Source organism: Campylobacter mucosalis (assembly GCF_013372205.1).
GTDB lineage: Bacteria > Campylobacterota > Campylobacteria > Campylobacterales > Campylobacteraceae > Campylobacter_A > Campylobacter_A mucosalis.
In genome coordinates this window covers 648,111-670,241 of sequence record NZ_CP053831.1, presented here as the reverse complement: position 1 = coordinate 670,241, position 22,131 = coordinate 648,111, and the positions used below count along the sequence as shown (strand labels likewise).

At 35.5% G+C, this 22,131-nt stretch carries 16 protein-coding genes and 1 tRNA gene; 10 read left to right on the top strand and 7 right to left on the bottom strand.

Going from position 1 to position 22,131, the window contains the following annotated elements; translation table 11 throughout:
* Positions 1 to 45: 45 nt before the first annotated feature.
* Positions 46 to 2,340, bottom strand: coding sequence for a flagellin N-terminal helical domain-containing protein (locus CMCT_RS03515; protein ID WP_176325016.1), 2,295 nt, complete (start codon positions 2,338 to 2,340; stop codon positions 46 to 48).
* A 105-nt stretch (positions 2,341 to 2,445) separates the two neighbouring features.
* Between CMCT_RS03515 and CMCT_RS03510 the strand changes: the two genes are divergently transcribed.
* From CMCT_RS03510 to CMCT_RS03500, 3 genes are all read left to right on the top strand, one after another.
* Positions 2,446 to 3,177, top strand: coding sequence for a YaaA family protein (locus tag CMCT_RS03510; RefSeq protein ID WP_169752451.1), 732 nt, complete (start codon positions 2,446 to 2,448; stop codon positions 3,175 to 3,177).
* 121 nt (positions 3,178 to 3,298) lie between these two features.
* Positions 3,299 to 3,595, top strand: a complete 297-nt coding sequence (locus CMCT_RS03505; protein WP_034967464.1) for an HU family DNA-binding protein — start codon at positions 3,299 to 3,301, stop codon at positions 3,593 to 3,595.
* A 38-nt stretch (positions 3,596 to 3,633) separates the two neighbouring features.
* Positions 3,634 to 3,720 (top strand) — tRNA-Leu (locus CMCT_RS03500).
* Positions 3,721 to 4,427: 707 nt separating this feature from the next.
* On the opposite strand, the gene CMCT_RS03495 is transcribed toward CMCT_RS03500, so the two are convergent.
* The 5 genes from CMCT_RS03495 to CMCT_RS03480 form a co-directional block, all read right to left on the bottom strand.
* Positions 4,428 to 4,571: a thermonuclease family protein gene (locus CMCT_RS03495; RefSeq protein ID WP_176325015.1), complete on the bottom strand. Its 144-nt coding sequence runs from the start codon at positions 4,569 to 4,571 to the stop codon at positions 4,428 to 4,430.
* 73 nt (positions 4,572 to 4,644) lie between these two features.
* Positions 4,645 to 5,169: a hypothetical protein gene (locus CMCT_RS03490; RefSeq protein WP_034967466.1), complete on the bottom strand. Its 525-nt coding sequence runs from the start codon at positions 5,167 to 5,169 to the stop codon at positions 4,645 to 4,647.
* 1 nt (position 5,170) lies between these two features.
* Positions 5,171 to 6,070, bottom strand: a complete 900-nt coding sequence (locus CMCT_RS03485; protein WP_034967469.1) for a hypothetical protein — start codon at positions 6,068 to 6,070, stop codon at positions 5,171 to 5,173.
* Between the two features lie 155 nt (positions 6,071 to 6,225).
* The gene (locus tag CMCT_RS09545) at positions 6,226 to 6,771 is read right to left on the bottom strand and encodes a DUF6731 family protein (RefSeq protein ID WP_425321198.1); all 546 of its coding nucleotides are present in this window, start codon (positions 6,769 to 6,771) and stop codon (positions 6,226 to 6,228) included.
* 261 nt (positions 6,772 to 7,032) lie between these two features.
* On the bottom strand, positions 7,033 to 9,069 hold the full coding sequence (locus tag CMCT_RS03480; protein ID WP_034967473.1) for an ATP-dependent helicase: 2,037 nt from the start codon (positions 9,067 to 9,069) through the stop codon (positions 7,033 to 7,035).
* 63 nt (positions 9,070 to 9,132) lie between these two features.
* On the opposite strand from CMCT_RS03480, the gene pbpC reads away from it, so the two are divergent.
* The 5 genes from pbpC (at position 9,133) to CMCT_RS03455 (ending at position 20,913) form a co-directional block, all read left to right on the top strand.
* Positions 9,133 to 11,298, top strand: coding sequence for a penicillin-binding protein 1C (gene pbpC / locus CMCT_RS03475; protein WP_176325014.1), 2,166 nt, complete (start codon positions 9,133 to 9,135; stop codon positions 11,296 to 11,298).
* A 1-nt stretch (position 11,299) separates the two neighbouring features.
* Positions 11,300 to 16,405 (top strand): alpha-2-macroglobulin family protein, encoded by a 5,106-nt coding sequence (locus tag CMCT_RS03470; RefSeq protein WP_034967476.1) that lies wholly within the window; start codon positions 11,300 to 11,302, stop codon positions 16,403 to 16,405.
* 94 nt (positions 16,406 to 16,499) lie between these two features.
* Positions 16,500 to 19,292 carry a valine--tRNA ligase gene (locus tag CMCT_RS03465; protein WP_034967478.1) on the top strand — a complete coding sequence of 931 codons (2,793 nt, stop codon included), beginning with the start codon at positions 16,500 to 16,502 and terminating at the stop codon, positions 19,290 to 19,292.
* Positions 19,289 to 20,245, top strand: a complete 957-nt coding sequence (locus CMCT_RS03460) for a methionine ABC transporter ATP-binding protein (protein WP_034967481.1) — start codon at positions 19,289 to 19,291, stop codon at positions 20,243 to 20,245. The genes CMCT_RS03465 and CMCT_RS03460 overlap by 4 nt, the downstream gene beginning before the upstream one ends.
* Entirely contained in the window at positions 20,230 to 20,913 is a 684-nt protein-coding gene (locus CMCT_RS03455; RefSeq protein WP_425321193.1) for a methionine ABC transporter permease, read from the top strand. The genes CMCT_RS03460 and CMCT_RS03455 overlap by 16 nt, the downstream gene beginning before the upstream one ends.
* Positions 20,914 to 20,923: 10 nt before the next feature.
* On the opposite strand, the gene CMCT_RS03450 is transcribed toward CMCT_RS03455, so the two are convergent.
* A complete protein-coding gene (locus CMCT_RS03450) occupies positions 20,924 to 21,139 on the bottom strand; it encodes a transcriptional regulator (RefSeq protein ID WP_034967484.1) in 216 nt (71 codons plus the stop codon).
* A 158-nt stretch (positions 21,140 to 21,297) separates the two neighbouring features.
* Here CMCT_RS03450 and CMCT_RS03445 point away from each other — a divergent pair, with 158 nt between their 5' ends.
* A complete protein-coding gene (locus CMCT_RS03445) occupies positions 21,298 to 21,882 on the top strand; it encodes a hypothetical protein (RefSeq protein ID WP_034967487.1) in 585 nt (194 codons plus the stop codon).
* Positions 21,879 to 22,076 (top strand): hypothetical protein, encoded by a 198-nt coding sequence (locus CMCT_RS03440; protein WP_034967490.1) that lies wholly within the window; start codon positions 21,879 to 21,881, stop codon positions 22,074 to 22,076. The genes CMCT_RS03445 and CMCT_RS03440 overlap by 4 nt, the downstream gene beginning before the upstream one ends.
* Positions 22,077 to 22,131 lie beyond the last annotated feature (55 nt).

Here is a 22,131-nt window from a genome sequence, read left to right as displayed (position 1 = left end):
GAAATTTTAAAGCCCCATTATATCACAGGGGCTTTAAAAAAAGGCTTATAGGTAGTTTAGTAGGCTTAGTTGATTTATCTTTGCAGTTGATTGAAGCATAGCCTGATAGCTCATCATACGCTGTGTAAGCGATAAATAAGCCTCGCCAAGATCAGCGTCCATAATTTCACTCTTAACGCTTGAGATATTAACACGCATAATACTAGCACGTTCGTTTGTATCTTTTAATAAATTTGAATAAGAGCCGATTTTTACCTTTTCTTTGTTAATGTGATCCATTATGTGATCAATCCTCTCAATACCGCCTTGCAAACCCGTATTTCTTGGATCTATACTCTCAGAGTCGGCACGTTGACTTCCGCCGTTTCTTACAGCCTCTATCATCTTTTGCAAATCAGCAAAGATATCGATACTAGGCTGATCAATCGCTATGGCGTTATTTTCCATAAAGCTAAACACCGAGCCTTTGCCTTGAGAATTTGCAGCAGTAGTTCCAGTTGAGTCACCATAGAATTTCCCACCTTCAGTTGCATCAAACATACTAAACTCAACCTCAGTTACAGCCCTTGTTTTATCAGTTAGCACTATTCTGCCTTGATGGTCTAAATTTATCTCAATCGCACCTTTTGACTTATCAACCGCCTCTTTATACTTTTCATAATTTCCATGCCTTAATGCGACCGACGCCGCGCTTTGATCATCTACGTTTGCTGGCTCTGTGACCATGCCATTTGGCATATTATCACTTGCTGCCATTGCTACGATATCCATTAGTTGGCGATAGCTAAAGTCATTTGCTTGTGTTCTATATTCGCCAAATTCGTCAGATTTATAAACAGAGATCGTTCTAGCGGGCGTAGTCGCACCACCAAGTGGGGTTTGCGTGAATGTAAATTGAACTGGCGTATTCGCACCACCTTGTGTGCCCATTTTAACATCAATATCGTAAGTAACGCCAGTTATTGACTTTACTTGCATTTTTATGGTTTGATTGTCTATCTTAAATAACTCTCTTGATCTAGGGTCTATATCCTTTGGATACGTGATTTTATCGTATGTTGTATTTGTGCCAGCAACTTCACTAAGGCGAGTGGAATCGGTCGCAAAATTTCCTGATTTTTTGGCTATTTGAGAGATGTTGCCAGTTAGCGTGTTATCCTTTTTCTCAAATCTAAGCCTATCATAATCAAAGCTATCCACCCTTTGTCCATTTTGATCTAGGTATTTATTTTTCGTAAAATCAACGATGGTTACTCGTGGTGGATTTGCCTTAGCACTTACCTCAAGAGTGGCTAAATCTGCTACACTTGACGGAGGATTTGCGTTTGCTACGGCAGCTGGCAGGGCAGCTTTGTTTTGTGAAACTTCAGTCGCACCAACTAGACTAAAGTCAATGACGTGATTACCCTTTGTAAGGTCCTTTACCACGATTTGTCCGTCCTTACTCATACTTACATCAACTATCTTACTAGTTGCGGTATTTCCAAACTCAAGACCAATCTTATCAAGCAAACTTCTCATACTTGCGTCGCTTGTTAGATTAAATTTTGACGTAAAACTCGTGCCGTCAGGTCTTCTACCTTGCAAGTAAAAATATGTGTTTGGAAATTTCACATCAGAATTATCTAAAAAATCATAATCGTGATTTATCGTATTTGGCTCTAAAACATAGTTTAAGCCGACCAAATTTCTGATTTTGCTCTCTTCATTAAGATATTTTGGATTCTCTTTTACGTCTGGACGAGTTTGATCTGAAAGCTTTACGTTTGTAGTTAGCGTCTTGTTGTAGTCATTATCCCTACCTAAAAATATATCACGACCAGGCACGTTATATGGAATTTCAATCTGAGACCCGCCAACAGCCGTCATATGATCGCCATTGCCATTATACTTTCCGTCTGCACTTATTGGCTTTGTGCTCACCGCACTTCCTGAGAATAAAAACTGACCATTTATAGATGTGTTTGCTATATTTACGAGGTGATCTTTTATGCCCTGAAGGTCATTTGCGATAGCCTCTAGTGATGTTCTACTATGAACGTCACTGGCTGCTTGAACTAGTTTTACCTTGAAATTTTCAAGCTGTTTGCTAAATTCAGCCAAAGATTTATCCGAATTTTTTGAAAAATTTTGAGTCTTTGAAGTAACATCTTCAACCTGCTTAAAAGTCGTAATCTCATAATCAAGCCTCATTCCGTCATTATAAACACTGGCATTTTCATATGAATTTTGAATTTTTAACCCGCTTGAAATTTGCTCTCTTACTTTATTTATACTTTGCATACCTCTTTGGTAGTTGCTAATAGTCTGATTATGCTGTGATTTGTTTGTTATTCTCATTTTTTTATCCTGAATTTTTTATTACCATAAGCAAAAAAGGTTCCAATCCCAATATCGGAAATAAATTAATTTTTTTTATACTATAATCCTTAAAAAGGAACTATGATGAAAATTTTATTCTCTCCAAGCGAGGCAAAACGTCAAGAGTGCGGTAAAGATATTATATGTTTAGAAAAATTTATATTCCCAGAGCTATCTAGCCACAGGCTTAGGGCTTTAAAAATTTATGATGACTTTATCGCAAATAGCGATGATAGCTTGATTTGCAAACTATTTGGCTTAAAAGATTTTAACCCATCTCTTAAGCAGAGTATTTTTAAAAAAGGCTGCATAAAAGCCATTAAAAGATATACTGGTGTTGCATATAATGCCCTAAATTACGATAACCTTGATAAAAATGCACAAAATTTTATAGACGATAACACTCTGATTTTTTCAAATCTTTTTGGCGTGATAAGAGCCAGCGATTTAATCCCAGAATACAAGCTAAAACAGGGTGAACGTATCGGCGATTTTAACCTTGAGCTGTTTTTTAAGCAAAATTTCTCAAAACATATTGACGATTTTTTAAAAGATGAAATTTTAGTTGATCTTAGAGCTGAGTTTTATAAGAAATTTTATGAGATAAAGCAAGAGTATCTTACATTTAAATTTGTAAAAAATAAAAAAATCGTCAGCCACTATGCAAAAGCCTATCGCGGAAAAATTTTAAGAGAGTTGGCTTTAAAAAATGCCAAAACAAAAGATGAAATTTTAGCTCTAAATTTCACGGAAGCAACTTTGGTACAAATACAAAAAATAGGTCTAAAAACCGAATTAGTGCTAGAAATTTCGTAAAATTCTCAAAAAAATGTCAAAATTTAGGCAAATTTTTTAAATTTTTATTGAAAATATATTGTTTTTTTTCAAAAAACATTGTAGAATAGCCCACTATAACACTTCTACAAAAGGATAGTTAATGAAAAAAGCTGAATTTATTCAAGCTGTTGCCGATAAGGCTGGTCTTTCAAAAAAAGATTCTCTAAAAGCAGTTGATGCTGCTCTTGAGACAATCTCTGCTCTGCTTTCAAAAGGCGATAGCATAAGCTTCATAGGTTTTGGTACATTTAGTACTGCTGATAGAGCTGCTAGAAAAGCAAGAGTTCCTGGAACTAAGAAAGTTATCGATGTTCCTGCAAGCAAAGCTGTTAAATTTAAGGTTGGTAAAAAACTTAAAGAAGCAGTTGCTGGTGCTAAAAAAGCTAAGAAAAAATAATTTTAGCTACTTGGGTTCGTCACTTGGCGAACCTTTATGCCTGAGTGGTGAAACTGGTAGACGCGCTAGACTCAAAATCTAGTAAGGGCAACCTTGTGTCGGTTCAAGTCCGACCTCAGGCACCATTTGTGATTTTCCAAAGCATTTCAACTTATTTCAAAATCTTTCAAAAAGTGCGATAAAAAGGTGGTTTTGTTACCTTTTATTTATCTCTTTTTATTACAATTGCTTTCAGTGTTTAACAATATTTTTCACAAGTTTTTACGGATATTTTAGCGGACTGAAAAATATCTGATAAATGTATTTTATCCTTTTACTCAAACAAACTATCAATACTGCTTAGGTCATCTAAAAAAACGCCTTTACTTGTTCCTTTTGTGTATCTAGTTACGATGTTTTCGACCTTGCTTTACACATCTCTTCTGCCTAAGTAGCACGAACACCGCTTAGATTACCTGGCTTTTGATTTGAACTTGTGGTACGTAACTTCTCTAGCTTTTTCTTGCTCACAAAGTCGCTAAAACGCTATCCGCGCTGTCTTTTTCATAAACAATGACGCCTAGCAAGTTCTCATAAACCCACACTCCGTTATCATCGTTTTTCTCATCGTAGTTTGGGATTTTATCATCAAGTCCGTTAAACTCTAGCTCAAATATGTCGCACTTATAAACGGCTACGGCTCTAAATTTCCAGCCGTTACGCTTCCTATTAAAACCAGTTTAAACCTTAGTTGATTTGGATCCACTTAGATAATCTAAACTGTCTAGCCTATACTTTTGGATAAATTACCAAAAGACAAAAAAGATAAAGTTATTGAACTTAAAAAACAACTTTAGGGATGTTTTCTAAATTCCCACGGCGGAATAGGTTTTTTGCTCCGCCAAATTCCTAGCTTTTTATCTCTAGCTTCTTTTTCTAAATTTATATAATCTTTTGAATATTTTTCATAAGCCCACGCATAGTTATTTGCGACCATTCGAGCACCGTCTTCGATAGAGATGACTTTGACGGAGAGCGAAGTAGTAATAATTAATAAAATATTGAAATTCTCATCTATCCTTACTTGGTGTTTTTGTCTTCTTTGATATTAGCAATAGGTCTTTTATGGCTGTGTTAATAATGAAAACTGTTGCAAAAATTGATAAGTAATTTACAACAACAAGAATGTTTTTATGCCAATTTTGCAAGCTAGCAGACATTGTGTCTATGTTGGATAACAAAAGATAGACAATATTGATTAAGATAGAAAATAATACTAAAACCACACTAACCTCGGAATTATTTATTAAAAGTTTTTTATAACTAGCATTGGTATTTGGAATTCTCTCTTGGATTTCTTGAGTAAGTAGAATTGTTAATGAAACTATTAAAAAGGCAGCGACAATAGAATTAATAGATACTAAAGCAGTAGCAATTTCTTTATATTTAAACTCAATATTACACCCGAATTGAAACATAGCCACCAGCACTGTAAAAATAATAGCAATGAGTATTTTTTTTAAGTAGTAAAAGTAAGAATGTAGTTTTAACTCTTTTCTTATTTTTACATACTCTATAAAAACATTGAGTGTCATGTTAATTCCCTAAAAAATTAAAAAGTTCATTGTGCAAATCTTCGTCCGTAGCGTTATCAGATATTGATATTCTTGGCATAGTTTGCCATGTGTCTAGAAGTATATCATTTCCTACAGACTCAATTGATGCCGTTTTGCCATTTTCATCTTCGCACTTTATAGTATATCTTACTATACCATCTTGAATAGCTCTTGCTCGAGCAAAAGCAAACACATTATGGAGAATGCTATCTGCTTTTAGGCTATACACTAGCTGCCCACTATTTATAAGCTCGTCCGCTTCATTTTGCGTGTCAATACCAAACACTACTTTTTTCTTTCTTTTTGACGAGTTAAAAATGCCCTCAAAATCTTCTTCTGAATAGTCTATTAATATTTCAAAATCATCAGGATTATAAACACTGATTGTGTGACCGTCTTCTGCCGTTAAGCTATTCAAAAAACATCTTTCAATTATAGACTTCATCATCTCATATAATACGCTTTGCGGTATGGATTGGTATATGTCCTCAACAGCAAATTTTATCATATTATCATAAATAACGAAGAAAATTTTAATACGATTTACAGGACCTTTAAAAAGGTCAAGTTGATCTACTTCTTCCCATGTAGAAACATTAACAATAGCTTGGTTTTCTTTAGTTTTTGCATAAATTATATCTGATGTAAAAAGCCTACTATTACCGCGACTACTAAGGCTTATAGGTTTCGTAAAAACCGCCACCATCCTATCATAAGAAGCATATTGCATATCCGCTTTATAGACCCATTCGCTAAATATACTAATACTGCTACCAAAAAGATTTTTATTTATATATTGCTCATCTCTTATGTTATCTTGGCTGAACATATTGAGCAAATCATTATTTCTTGCTCTAAGCAAAAGCCTTTTTAAACGCACTCATTTCTCCTTTCCAAGCCCTCTTTGAATTTATAGAGTATGAATCAACCACCAATAGCCTCTTGATTATCACAACAAAATACAATTAAATCGCTTTCGTGTATGTCTTGCATAACAATAATCATATCGTCAATTAAAACACGCCTTTTAAATTCTCAAACATTTACCGACACCATATAAAACTCATCTAATAAATCAATTAAAACACCACTTTTTAGATAAGATTTTGACGGCTTTACTCGCATTTTACTATATTTTTCTTTACTTCCTAATAATTTTTTAAAAATTTCTGCTCCAAGTAAACCCCTGCCTTTTTTAGCAGTTACCCTTATCTCTATTCGCCCAAGATCGTCATTGTCTATTTTTAGTATTCCTTTATCATCAAACCCAATCTCTTGTAAAATCTTTACTGACGGATTAGATAGTGCAATATCGTATGATTTTATAATGTCTGAATTAATTATTTTCTCATAACCATTGCAAGAAATTATCGGCTTTAAAGCAAAAAAATCATTTTTAAATTTGCCTCTTAAAAGTTCCTTTACATAGGTTTCAAACGAAGTTGCGCTGAAGCCACCAGTTGTTTTTTGATAAACAATAATACTATTTTTAAAATCCCAAAAAAGATAATTTTGCTCTATGATATACTCTGTTTCGTTTAGTTCTATTTCTCTTGTTTTGCCTGTGACTTCATCTTTGATAATAGAGTTAAAATCTTTTCTGAATTTTTGAAATATAAAAATATTTTTTTAACCCTTAAAAAAGGCACATAGATAGTACCGCTTTTGCGTATTGACTTATCCTGTTTCATCAATTCAGTTTAATAAGTAAAAAAATAATAACGCATGTATAAGATATACCAAACTATGGAGTCTTAGCCACAAAAATATCAAAATTAAAACAAATGGGATAAGATAGCGTAACTGACAATATATGAAACCATTTATTACTTCAAAAACCCTTTACACCATTTCAGGTTTTGCCATACCAGCCTCAACCAAAAAGCAACTTGGCAGATAATTTACCTTTTTTATCTTATCAAATCTTGCATAGCTAAGATAAAGTTCATCTTTAGCACGTGTAACAGCCACATAAAATAGCCTTCTTTCCTCCTCAAGACTGCCACCCATACTCATAAGTTTTAAATTTGGGAATCTATTTTGTGCCAAATCCACCACAAAAACTAGCTCAAACTCAAGCCCCTTGCTAGCGTGCACACTTAGCAAATTCACACCCTGCCCCTCGCTCATCTCACTACTTCCAAGCGTCATAAAGTTATAAAATTTATGCGTATCTTTGTAGTTTTTGCTCATCTCAAAAAGCAAACTCGCCTTACGCATTATCCGCTCTTTTGCGTCGTTAAACAGGGTTATATCAACGTTTCCATTTTTTAAAGTAGCTCGTTTTGTGGCTAGATTATCAACTATAAGTTCGTAAATTTTGCTATTTTTTATCTCACTTATTACGACACTTGGCGTAAGATTGGCAAAAATTTTCCCAAAAAGCTTATAAATTTCGTGCAAAAATACCGCTCCACCTTCAGTTAATTTTTGCATTTTTAAAGCGGGATGTGAGCTAAAATTTTTATCAAACTCAAGGTTAGAAAACCTAGCCACATCGCTAAATTCATCAATATCATCAAAAAGCCCAAGCTGATAATTTCGCCTTTTATTACTAGCGATATTTACGTTCATATCTGGTCTTAAAATTCCATCTACAACGCTTTTATGCCCAAGCTTCATAAGGGCGTCAAAAAGCTCTTTAGCAACCGCACTTCCAATACCCTTTGCATACTCAAAAATATGTATAAACGCCATTATATCGCGTGGATTTATAAGCATACCCATAAGGTCTATTATCGCCTTTACTTCGCGACTTTCAAAAAAGCTAGTTCCACCCTTTCTTTTAGCGCTTATTCCGCGTTCTCTCAGGGCTATTTCAAGCCCGTCAGCAGATGAGTTATTGCGAAAAATTATGGCGATATTTTCACGTTTTACTGGGCTTAAAGATATGATGTCAGCAATATTTTGATACTGATCTATTAACTCGTTATAAACAAGAAGTCTTGGCGGCTTAAACTCGCCCTCACGACTAACGACCAAATTTTTCTCATAAAGGCGTGGATTGTTTGATATGACCTTATTTGCAAGAGCCAAAATCGGAGCACTTGAGCGATAATTTACATTCAAAGCATAGATGTTTGCGTCCTTAAAACGATCCTTAAACGAACCGATAATCTCGATATTTGCCCCATTAAAAGCATAAATACTTTGGTCAAAATCGCCCACGCAAAATAGACTTTTTGTATTAAAAGCGTCTATGAGTGAGCCTTGAAGCGTGTTTGTGTCTTGATACTCATCGATTAAAATTTCGTCATATTCGATATTTGCACCATTTCTAAGCTCGTTTCGCATTTTTATAAGCAAATCGTTAAAATCAACATAACCAAATTTCTCTTTTTCTTGCTCAAACTCACGCAAAACATCATCATAAATTTCAGCATAAACTGCCTGTTCGTCGTTTTTAGCTATAAAGTAATCATGAAAACCAAGCTTAGTTTCGCTGTTTTGATACAAAGAATACACGTCATAAAGATACGCCCCGCCATAAGGTTTAACATCGCTTAAATGATGAAATTTACGACGTTCAACTAGGCTTTTTAGTAAAATTTTAAGCTCACTTGGTTGTTTTAAGACGATATTTTTTCCAAGACCTTTTAAAAGGGTAAAAGATACTGAGTGAAACGTCCCCGCCGTTATTTTCTCGGTTACGCTTTTATCAAAAAATCTACCAAGACGCTCTATCATCTCGGTTGCAGCTTTGTTTGTAAAGGTTAAAAGCAGAATTTTCTCAGGCATTGTGCCTAAATTTAAAAGATGAGCTATACGGGCAACTATCGTGCTAGTTTTGCCAGTACCTGCACTTGCTATGACTAAATTTGCCCCTGCCGGTGCGGTTGCTGCAGTATATTGCTCCTTGTTTAACTTTGAAAGTGGCATTACGTATCTCCAAAATCGCAGATTATATCAAACTGCATATAAATTTAGGATATAATCGCCTCTATGTTTTTTAAAATTTTAAAATTTACAACAGCCTTTTTTATAGTATTTTTTGCTATTTTTTTGGTTTTAGACGCTATGTTTCCTCTAAATTTAGACGCACTAAATAAAAGCCAAAGCAAAATCGTATATGATAAAAATGGCGAAATTTTACGCATAAAACTATCAGATGATGGAGCACTTAGGTTTTATACTAGCAATATCCCTGAAATTTTAAAAAATAGCGTCATATTATTTGAGGATCGCTACTTTTATTACCATTTTGGCATAAATCCACTTTCGATAATCAGAGCTACTTTTCACAATCTAAAATCTCAAAACCGCATAGGGGCAAGCACCATAACTATGCAAGTAGCAAGAATGCTAGGGCAAAATGAGCGAAGCTACAAAAACAAGATTAAAGAAATTTTCATAGCACTTCAACTTGAGTGGCGTTTTAGCAAAGATGAAATTTTAAAATTTTACTTTAACCTAGCACCATACGGCGGAAATATAGAGGGTGTAAAAGCTGCGTCTTTAAGCTATTTTGGACGTGAACTAAACGAGCTAAGCTACGCTCAAATGGCACTTCTTAGCACGATACCTAAAAATCCAAACAAAAATCGCTTGGATAGAAAATCAGACATAAATCGACTAAAAAATCGTGTCATAAAAATGCTTTACAAAGCAAATATCATAGATAAAAGTGCGTTTAAAAGGGCACAAGATGAGCCGTTTTTTAATGTAAAAAAAGCCCTACCCTATCACGCACCAGAATTTAGCGATGTTGCCCTAAAAAACGGACTAGAAAAGACAAATTTGAATCTAAATTTGCAAAATCAACTAAATATCGTATTAAAAAACGCTATGCTTGATCTAAAAGATAAAAACGCAAACAACGCTGCTGCGGTAGTTATAGATAATAGCAAAATGAGCGTAGTTGCGTTTGTTGGCTCACACGATCAAGGCTCAAAAGACGGCAAAAATAGTGCCCTAAATATGAAGCGAAACGTAGGAAGCACACTAAAACCATTTGTCTTTTCACTTGCACTTGATAACGGACTAATCACGCCAAAAACCAAGCTTATCGACACTCAAATCGCATTAAATGAGTATGTGCCTAAAAATTTTAACGACGGCTTTTTAGGCGTTATTAGTGCGGCTGACGCGTTAAGATTTAGCCTAAATATCCCAGTTATTAGCCTAAATACAAAGCTTGGGCAAAACTCGCTTTACGAGCTTTTACAAACGGCAAATTTGGTAGAGTATGAAAAGGAGTATTACGGGGCAAGTATAGTTTTAGGAAGCTCTGAGATGAGCCTTTTAAATTTGGCTCATCTTTACACGATATACGCAAACAACGGCGTTTTAAAGCCACTTGAATTTGCTGGGGAACTGGTAAATAAACAAACTAAAGATATAAGCCTAATAAGCGAACAAAGTGCATTTTTAACGACAAAAATTTTAAGCCAGGCAAACAGAGCATACCTTGGCAACGCTTGGCAATACGCCAAAAATACGCCAAAAATCGCCTTTAAAACTGGCACAAGCTACGGCTCAAGGGATATTTACGCAGTCGGAATAAACAAAGACTACACGATTGCCGTTTGGATAGGGAATTTTAACGCTCAAAAGACGATTGGACTTACTGGATTAAAAGACGCTTCTAAAATAATATTTGATATGTTTAAACTAATATCCTTAAATCAAAATTTATCATTTATCGCAAAACCTGATGGAATCGTGACAAAGCCAACTTGCCTTGACGCTTTTAGTCTAAAAGAGTGTAAAAATTTACAAGATGATGAGCAAATTTTAGGTGTAGCATTAAAAGATAGTTGCGAATATATAAGAACAGAAGAGCTTGATTTTTTGCTTAAAAATGAAATTTTGACAAAAGAAGAGCTAGAACAAAGTCCTTGCAAGGATATATTAAAAAACAAAAAGCCAGTATTTTTTAGCCCGTACTCAAATCAAACAATCCTTGTAAGCGATGAAATCAGCAAAATTATGCTAAAATGCCATGCTTATTTGGGTGATAAAATTTACTACAAAGTTGACGACAGCGATTTTATTAAAGTTCAAAACGGCAGTGAAAATATCGTAAATTTAGCACTTGGCAAACACCAGCTAAAATGCCTAGATGAAAACTCAAATTTAACAGAGATAGAGATAACTTTAAGGAGATAAAATGCGTTTAAAACGCTTGATTTTACCAGTGATAATAGGCATTAACCTATTTGGCTTTGAATTTGACGGAAGCATTCAAAGCGAAAATCCACTTGTGTTGGAATTTGGCGTTACTAAGCCGTTTACTTCTGAACTTGTTGGCAAAATGAGCCACGAAAAGCTTTTTTCTTGCACTCCAAGCATAGATGGCATTAGCGAATACAGACAAAATAGCATTATTTTTTACACAAAAGATCTACACGCAGGTATGAGCTATGTGTGTCAAAGTGGCACGAGCAAGGCCCAGTTTAGCACTAACGAATTTAGCGTCATTGACGTAAGAAAAATAGATGATAAAAAATACATAATCTCATTTATAGATGACGTAAATCTATCCGATGTTATCTCAAATTTAAAGGTAGATAATGCAAAATTTACTGCCCAAATGGCAAGTAAAACCGACGTGATAATCAGCCTAGAAAACCCGATAAAATCCCCTACTTTTAGCCTGCCAAAAGACTTTAAAAGCTCTTATGGTGCAAAGCTTTTAAACGAATGGAAGCTAAACTACAAAGATACAAAAAACGACGAAGTTGCATTTAAAGACATAAAAGAGGCAAAAACGCTTGTTTTAGCAGATCCTATAACGGCTGGACTTGATGACGGCAAACTTAGCATTAGACTGCTTTTAAAAGACTGGATAAATCTTGATAGTGCTAAGAAATTTATAAAAATTGAGGGCATAGATAGATTTAGCCTTGGCGAAATGACCTATATTTATGGTCAAAACCGCGAACTTTATCCAAAGGACGCAAACTACTACATAGATATCATAAGCGATGAATTTAAACCGCAAACAGATTATAAGGTCAAAATTTTACCTGGCTTTGGCGATGAGTATTTGCTGGTTAGAGATGAGCAAATCTTTAGCGTTAAAACGCCTGATCTGCCAGCTTTTGTAAATTTTATAAATAACCAGCCATATATCTCAAGCGTGGGAGCTATCGGGATTAAAAGTGCAAATGTGCCAAATTTAAAGGTTGTAGTAGAAAAATTAACCGACGAAAACTACAGATATTTTTTAAATTTTGATAACCAAAATATACAAAACTACACAAAGCAAATCATTAGCAAAAACTATGAACTAGACGGAGCTAAAAATGAAATTTTAGAGCACAAAATAAAGCTTGATTTTGCAGGTGCAACAGACGGAGTGTATCTTATAAGTGCCTATTATAACAAGGATAAAAAGGTTCAAAAAGCAGTCTATCTAAGCGACATAGCCATCAACGCAAAGGTCAGCAAAGATGAGCTGTTTGTCTTTGCTAATCGTCTTGGCGAAAATATAATGTTAGCAAATGCAAATGTTAAAATTTATGATAACAAAAATCATCAAATAAGCACTGGTGCAACAAACGACGAGGGTGTTTTTATCTTTAAGCAAAAAGATATTTTTAAAGATGTAAGCTCAGTTGTCGTAAGCCTTGGCAAAGAGCAAAATTTCCTAATCATCAATCAAAATGAAAGGCTAAATGAACGTGCATTCTATCCAAATAAAGAGGCGAATGAAACAATAAACGCCTACACATATTTTGCAAGTAACATAATCCGCCCAACAGACGCCATAAAAGGTGTCGTTTATCTAAAAAATGATGAGTTTAAACCACTTAAAAATATGCCAATAAAGCTTCTTATTAAAGATCCGCAAAATAAAAAAATAAACGAATTTGTCACAAACTCGAACGATTTTGGCGTCCTTAGCTTTGAGCAAAATTTAACCAGCGAACTAACAGGTCGCTTTAGCCTAGACATAATCTACGCCTCAAAAGTTATAAAAACCGAGCCATTTTTTGTAGAAAGCTTTGTTCCAGCAAGGATAAAAAATGAGATAATTTTATCAAAAACAAGCGTAAAAAATAACGAAATTTTACCAGTAAAACTACAAAGCACATATCTATTTGGAAGCCCTGCTAGTGGGCTAGTTGGCAATACAGAGATTGCTATTTTTAATGACGAATACAAAAACGATGAGTATAAAAATTTTAAATTCAGTGATGATACGATTAAAAAAATAACCTATAAAACTTCATACAAAGATACAAAGCTAGACAAAAACGGCTCAGCAGAGCTACTCTATCCCGTGTTTATCGAGAGTAACGCTCAAAGCACATTAAGCGGGGTACTTACATTTAACATAAACGACGACGGCAAAAATATAAGCAGTGTAAAAGATTTTAAAATTTATCCATTTGATAGCATAGTTGGCATAAAAAGCGATAAGAATTTCATAAATCCAGATGAGAGTGTAAATTTTAGCACAATAGTTTTAGATACTACAAATTTTAAAAGCAAAAACACAACGCTAAAATTTGACATAAAACGCGTAGTTTGGGAATACAATATGGACGAAAGAGGCTATCTAAAATGGTTTAAAAATTTAGAAAATATAGATAGTTTTTACAAAGATTTACAAAATTTCGAGTATAAATTTAGTCAAAGTGGCGAGTATGTCATAGTAGCACAAGACCCTATAAGCAACGCAAGTGCAAGTTATGACATTAGCGTTAGTGGCTACAACTTCTCAACCCTATCGCCAACAAAAGAGCTAAGCACAGCCCAAATCAAGCTAAATGCCAAAACATACAAACAAGGCGAAACGCTAAGTGCTGACATAAGCTCTGCTATAAAAGAGGGTTTAGCACTCATAACCCTTGAGGCAAACGGCGTAAAAGCGTATAAATTAGCAAGTATTAAAAACCACTCTGCAAACGTGAAATTTACCATTTGGGAAAATTTCAACGGAGGCTACATAAACGCAAACATCTATCGCCTAGCAGATCAAGCAAATACGCCTTTTAGAGCATACGCAAAAAGCTACATAAAGCCAAATGTCGAGCAAAAAACGATGACGCTCACACTAGATACGCCAAAATTTGCAAAAAGCAATCAAAAGGTAAAAATAAATATAAAAGCCGAGCCAAATGCTGACATATCGCTGTTTGCTGTGGATTTAGGCGTATTAAATATCACACAACAGCAAAGCCCAAATCCACTTGGTTTTTTTACAAGACAGCTAAATGACGGAGTGTTTGACTATGATATTTATAGCAAATTAACAGGCTATATCGTATCTGGTAAACTGCTAAATTTTGGCGGAGATATGGTGATGATGGCAGCTATGAAAACACGATTAGCCGAAGAGTCAAGTCCAGTTGATAGCAAAAATATAAAAACCTTTATAAAAATGGCAAGATTAAAGGCTGACGAGAACGCAAACGCAACATACGAGCTTGAAATTCCAGAGGGGCTTAACTCCGCCATTAGAGTAGATATCATAGCCACTAATGATGATAAAATCTCAAGCACTAGCAAGGTAGTAACGATAAAAGATGACATCATCTTAAAACCAAGCGTGATTAGTTATATGCTAAATGGCGACGATATAAACGTGACTTTAAGGGTTATTAACACCACAAACGAGCCAAAAAATATAAGCCTAAGCCAAAGTGGTAAAAACATAAACGTAACCCTAAACCAAACCGAGCTAAGCCTAGAGCCAATGCAGTCAAAAAGCATAAATTTAGGACTTAAACCGCTAAATATCGGCAAAGCAAATTTTGAGATAACAGCAAAAAGCAAAGATGAAATTTTCATCTCAAAAACCGCCCTTGACGTAGTAAATCCATATCCGGTTAGCACCTACGCAAAGAGTCTTAGCATAGATAAAAATAAAAAAATCTCCATGCCAAAAGGGTATGAAAAAGTCCGCATAGACGCCTCTACTCAAATTTCATCGCTTTTAGCTAGTGCCTCTACGGAGCTTATCCATTATCCTTATGGTTGCTCAGAACAACGCTCAAGCCGTCTTTTAGCACTCCTAAACGCAAAAACACAAAATGAGATCGAAGAAAAAGACAGACTTAGATTTATTGAGTATGGAATTTATGAACTTCTAAAAATGCAAAAAGATAGCGGAGTATTTGGGTATTGGGATGAAACTAGCTACATAAACACATTTGCCTCAATATATGCAGCAGACGTGCTTTTTGAGCTACAAAAAGCTGGTTATAAAATAGATAAAACCGCCCAAAAACGCACAATTAAAGGGCTAAAAAACCTAAATTTCGAGGACAGCACACAAGCTCTATATGCGACCTACGTTTTATCAAAATACTCAAGCGTTGATAGATCTACGCTTAATAGACTTTATGACTCAAAAGAATACACAAAAAGCACTTTAGATAGGTATCTTATGGCCTCTGCACTTAAAATTTCAGGTTTTGAAGATGAGGCAAATAGCATAATTAGTAACATAAAAAGTAGCGAAAATTTAGGCATAAAAAATGGTCAAAATTTTAACTCAGATATGAGAGATATGGCGTTTATCCTATATCTACACGCTAGTAATTTTGCAAAAAACAGCTACTCTGACGAACTAGCAAACAACATCATATCAAACATAGACGCACTAAACTCAACCCAAGAAAGAGCCTTTGTGCTACGTGCATTAAGTGAGTATTTTAAAAATCTAAAAGATGAAAAGGGAAGCTTTAGCCTGGTGTATAATGGCGATAAGATGGAGTTTTTCACGCCATCAATTGTCAACATAAGTCCTAAAGACGGTCGCTTTGAAATTGTGCCAAGTAAAAGTATGTTTATAAACATCAGCTCAAAAGCATACATTCCACTAGAAATAAAGCATAAAAAAGAGCCAAAAGAGCTAGACATATACCGAACATTTGTGGATAAAAACGGCAAGGAAATTTTGCTTAAAAATTTAAAACAAAACGATGTTATTTTCTCAAAAATCGAGCTTAGCTCAAAAAGTAGCGTAAGAAACGGCGTCATAAACGAAATAGTAAGCCCTTGCCTAGAGCCTATTAACGAAACCATTACAAATTTTAACAGAACAGAGCAGACACAAAACACTCTAAATTTAGAGTATCAAAGCATAAAAGATGATAGAATTCTTAACTTTTATAACCTTGACAAGAGTGGAATTTTATACACACCTTTTAGAGTAGTTTTAAGCGGAAAATGCTCACTTGGTGCCGTTAAAACCGAAAATATGTATAACGAATCACAAAGCGATTACGACCTATCACAAAAACACTTCATAGTCAAATAAAATGGGCGGGAAACTGCCCTACTTTGCTACTAAAATTTTAAATTAAATTATTTTTTGCTAAAATCAGGGATTTATTAAAAAGCAAGGATAAAAAGTGGCAGATTTTTACAACCCAAAAGAGATTGAAGAGAAGTATTATAAATTTTGTGAAGAGCAAGGCTATTTTGAGATTAACGGCAATAAAAATATCCAAAAAGATGGCAAAACATTTTGTATCATGATGCCACCACCAAACGTTACCGGAGTGCTTCACATCGGACACGCACTCACTTTTACACTTCAAGATATTATGACCCGTTTTAAGCGAATGGACGGATATAAAACCCTTTGGCAACCGGGGCTTGATCACGCTGGTATTGCCACGCAAAATGTAGTTGAAAGGCAACTCTTAGCAAAAGGCATTACAAAAGAAGAGCTTGGACGCGATGAGTTTATCAAAAAAGTATGGGAGTGGAAAGAGCAAAGCGGTGGCGAGATAGTTTATCAAATGCGCCGTCTTGGTATTACGCCAGCTTGGAGTAGAGAGCGATTTACGATGGACGCTGGACTAAAAAAGGCGGTTAAAAAAGCGTTTGTAAATTTATATGAAAAAGGGCTAATCGTGCGTGGCAACTATATGGTAAATTGGTGCACACACGACGGAGCGTTAAGCGACATTGAGGTTGAACATAAGGAAAATAAAGGCAAGCTTTATTATTTAAGATATTATTTTGCAGATGATGATTTGCAAGGCGAAAATTTAAGCGAAAACGCCAAAGCAATGGCTTTAAACGAAAATACCCCAAAGGCGAAGTATCGTGATGAAAATTCGCAAGTTGTGCTGGATTTTGCGAGTGCGGATAGAACGCAATGTTCATCAAACGAGCAAAATTCAAACTCTTGCGAAGGTTCGCACGAGACAAGCCGTTATATGATTGTGGCTACAACAAGACCTGAAACATATTTTGGTGATACAGCAGTTATGGTTCATCCTGATGATGAAAGATATAAAAAATTTATCGGTAAAAACGTTGTATTGCCTATTGTAAATAAAAAGATAAAGGTCATCGCCGATGAGCACGTTGATATGAGCTTTGGTACTGGCATCGTTAAAGTTACCCCAGCGCACGATACAAACGACTACGAGGTCGGCAAACGCCACGATTTAGAATTTCTAACAATATTTGATGAAAAGGGCATTTTAAACGAGCATTGCGGTAAATTTGCCGGACTTGAACGCCTAGAAGCCCGTGATATTGTTGTAAGAGAGCTTGAAAATTTAGGCAACGTTGAAAAGATAGAGGACTATGAAAACCAAGTGGGCTACTGCTATCGCTGTAAAAATGTCGTTGAGCCTTATATTTCAAAGCAGTGGTTTGTAAAAAGCGCGATTGCCGATGAAGCGATAAAAAAGGTAAATAATGGTGGTAGCGAGTTTTATCCTAGCCACTGGATAAACAGCTTTAATGCGTGGATGAGAGAGCTTAAAGACTGGTGTATCTCTCGCCAACTTTGGTGGGGACATCAAATTCCAGTATTTTACTGCGAGTGCGGACACGAGTGGGCTGATGAGGACGATGAGCCAAAGGCTTGTCCAAAATGTGGCGGAGCAAATTTCAGGCAAGATCCTGACGTGCTTGATACGTGGTTTTCTAGCGGACTTTGGCCTATTTCTACGCTTGGCTGGGGCAATGGGGCGGAGCTAAAAAATATCAAGTGGTTTGAGAGTGATTTAGCTGAGTTTTACCCAAATACAATGCTGATTACTGGCTTTGATATTCTATTTTTCTGGGTTGCAAGGATGATGTTTCAAAGCGAAAACGCCCTAAATGAGCTACCATTTAAAGATATCTATCTTCACGCACTCGTAAAAGATAAAGACGGCAAAAAGATGAGCAAAAGTAGCGGTAATATCATAAATCCACTTGATAAAATTGACGAGTATTCGGCTGATATTTTGCGATTTACTCTTGCGATTTTAGCGGTGCAAGGGCGTGATATCAGACTTAGCGAAGAAAAGCTCGTGCTAGTTAGAAATTTTACAAATAAACTCTATAATGCTAGTAAATATCTTTTATTAAACGAGCCAAAATTTGCAGATCTTGGCGAAATAAAAACTGAACTTGGCAGATATATGCTAAGCCGTTTTAACGAATGTGTGGCAGTAGTGCGTGAAAATCTTGATAATTACCGCTTTAACGACGCTGCAAATGCACTTTATAAATTTTTATGGGATGAGTTTTGCGACTGGGGCATTGAGCTTAGCAAGGCAGATAAATCAAGCGTTGTAGAACTTGGAGCTATTTTTAAAGAGGCAATGAAAGCACTTAGTCCGTTTATGCCGTTTATTTCGGAGTTTTTATACCACGAGCTTAGCGGAACTGATATTAAAAACGGCTCAATAATGATAAGCAGATATCCAGCAAATTTAGAGCGTGATTTGGATATTGAGGCGAAATTTTCGCTAATCATTGAAGCCATAATTAGCATTCGCCGTGCAAAAGCCAGCGTGGATTTAGGCAACGCAAAAATAGCAAAGGCATTTTTAAAACTAAATGAAAATTTAAGTAGCGAGTATTTAAAATATATAAAAACCCTTGCAAAGTGCGATGAGATAGAGCTTACAAACGATGAAGTGGCAAATTCTTGTGTTGATGTTAGTGAAAATTTAAGCTCATTTGTGCCACTTTCTGGCATTGATACAAGCAAGATTGTAAAGCGTTTAGAGGGACAAAAAAACAAACTTTTAAAAGAGATAGAAAAACTCAGTAATATGCTTAGTAACGAAAAATTTGTAGCAAACGCCCCAGAAGCAGTCATAAAAACCAACCGCGAAGGGCTAGAAAATGCAAAAAATCAACTCAAAAATGTAAATGCAGAGTTAGTAAAATTTGGAGTAAAAATTTGATACAAATTAAAAACCTAAAGAAATTCTACGGCGATACTCTTACGATAAACGACGTGAGTTTTGATATTAAAAAGGGCGAAATTTTTGCCCTTGTAGGACATAGTGGTGCTGGTAAAAGCACGATTTTACGCTGTATAAATGGACTTGAAAGCTATCAGGGTGGTAGCGTAAAGGTCTTTGGCAAAGAGATAGCTGATATAAACGGCGATGAGCTTAGAAAATTTCGCAAAGATATCGGTATGATTTTTCAGCACTTTGCACTGATGAGCAGAAAGAGCGTCTTTGAAAACGTAGCCACACCGCTTCGTTTTTGGGGTGCAAACGAAAAGCACATAAACGAGCGAGTGAGCGAACTGCTTAGCCTTGTCGGACTTGACGGCAAGAAAAACGCCTATCCAAATTCACTCTCAGGTGGTCAAAAACAGCGTGTGGCAATCGCTAGGGCGTTATCGCTAAATCCAAAAATTCTGCTCTCTGATGAAGCAACGTCAGCACTTGATCCAAATACGACAAAGGGTGTTTTAGAGCTTTTAAGTAAAATTAACAAGGAGCTTGGCATTACAATCGTGCTTGTAACTCACGAAATGGACGTGGTTAAAAGCGTGGCAGAGCGGGCAATTTTGCTAGAACACGGCGAGATTATCGGTCAGGGCAGGATTGAAGAGCTGTTTTTAAAGCCGGATTTAAAGATGAAAGAATTTTTGGGCGAAGATGAGTTTTTGCCAGAAAACGGCGTAAATATCAGACTATTTTTCCCAAAAGAGGTGGCACAGCAAAGCATCATCACGCATATGGGAAGGACGCTTGATATTGATTTTAACATCGTTTGGGGCAAGATAGAAAAGCTAAATGATATCGCACTTGGCAATTTAGTAATAAATGTAGATGAAAAAGACAAGGACGCCGTGCTTAGCTATATATCAAAAAGTGGCGTTTTATGGGAGGTGGCGTGATGTTTGACTTTTCAAAATTTCCAGATATTTTTTCACGAATTTTAATGCCAGCAATTAACGAAACGCTTTATATGAGCGTGGTTTCAACGCTTTTAGCATTTGTCATAGGCTTAATCCCAGCAGTCTTACTAATCATCTCGGATAAAGAAGGTTTAAAGCCAAATCCCAAGCTTTATTTGATACTTGATATCATCATAAACACACTTAGAAGCTTCCCGTTTATAATCCTAATCATCGTTTTAATCCCAGTAACTCGTGCTATTGTAGGCACCAGTATTGGCACGACGGCAACTATCGTGCCTTTAACGATCGGCGCCGCTCCATTTGTAGCAAGGCTCATAGAGAGCGCGTTTAAAGAGGTTGATAAGGGTATTATTGAGGCAGCAAAGAGTTTTGGAGCGAGTAATTTTCAGATCATTTTTCGCATTATGTTTGTTGAGGCACTGCCCTCAATCATCTCGGCATTTACGCTTACGCTTATCGTAAATATCGGCTTTTCGGCGATGGCTGGGGCTGTTGGTGGCGGTGGTTTGGGTGCAGTTGCGATAAATTACGGCTATCAAAGATTTCGCCCTGATATTATGTTTTACACCGTTGTTATCTTAATAATTATGGTGCAAATCTTTCAAATTTTAGGCAATTTAGCCTACAAATACACGAAAAAGTAGCCGTTTTTGGCTACTTTTTTGCTTTATCTTTAATCTCTAATCTTATACTCTCATCTATTGATGTCAAATCTTCATATTGTTGCTTACTCTTCTCTATAAGCTCATCAAATTTAAACCCAAGCATTACTATACGATATAAATTTGGCTTATTCTTTCGCCAGTTATATAAGGTGGCAACATCAATATCAAGATGATATGCCATATCACGCTTAGTTCGTTTTTGCACTTTTTTCCCTGTGTTTAAGATGCTTAATTTTATAAATTAGTTTCTGATTTTCTAACAATTGAATAATTTTATGTTTTATTATATATTTATTGAATATTTCAATATTTTTTAATATAAACAAAAGTAAAATATTAAAAATTAAATAATAAGGGATTGTTATGGATGATGTTTTAGATATTTTAAAAACTGCAAAAGATTTATGTGATGTTGTTGCAAAATGCGATGAAATAATAGTAGACGATAATATGCCACGTGCAATAGCTGAAATTGTAAAATTTCACGCCAAAGGTGCAGCTGCTGCTGGTTTAGCCAGTGGTTGGGTGCCTGGTGTTGGTGGGACAGCTATGGCTGTAACATCTGCTGGATTTATATGGAGCATGTATGCTAGAATTGGCGAAAAAGTGGGGCTTAAATTTTCTGAAAATGTATTAAAATCAATAGCAACAGGGGTTGCGACAAATCTTGCAGGTTACGCTGTTGCGAGTATAGCCATAACAACAGTATCTAGTTTTATACCATTAGCAGGTAACATTCTTGCTGCTACTGTGGCTGGTGGTGTTTCATATGCTATTACATTAGTAAGTGGCATTGTGTATATGAAGTTGCTTACAACTCTTTTTAAAAGTAATAAAAATATAAATGAGATAAATGAAAGTGAGTTAAAAAATATGGCTGATGATATTATTAAAAATGAAAATATTGACGAGATGATGAAAAAAGCTAAAAGTGGGTATAAAAAATGATCTATGTTGTTTGTATCTTGAGCTTTGTGGTTTTAATAATGGCATTTGTGATTTACAAACTCTATCAAAAAGTCAATGCTCTTGAGGGCTTGGTTGTGCATTTGTATGAGAGTTTAGATAATAGCAATGACGATGAAATTGTAGATTTTTTAACTGAGTTTGGTAAGGGTTTTATACGTGGATTTTTTTCATAATATTTTAAAGGAATTTAAATGGGTGTGATTGTAACTATTGCAGTTGCTGTTATTA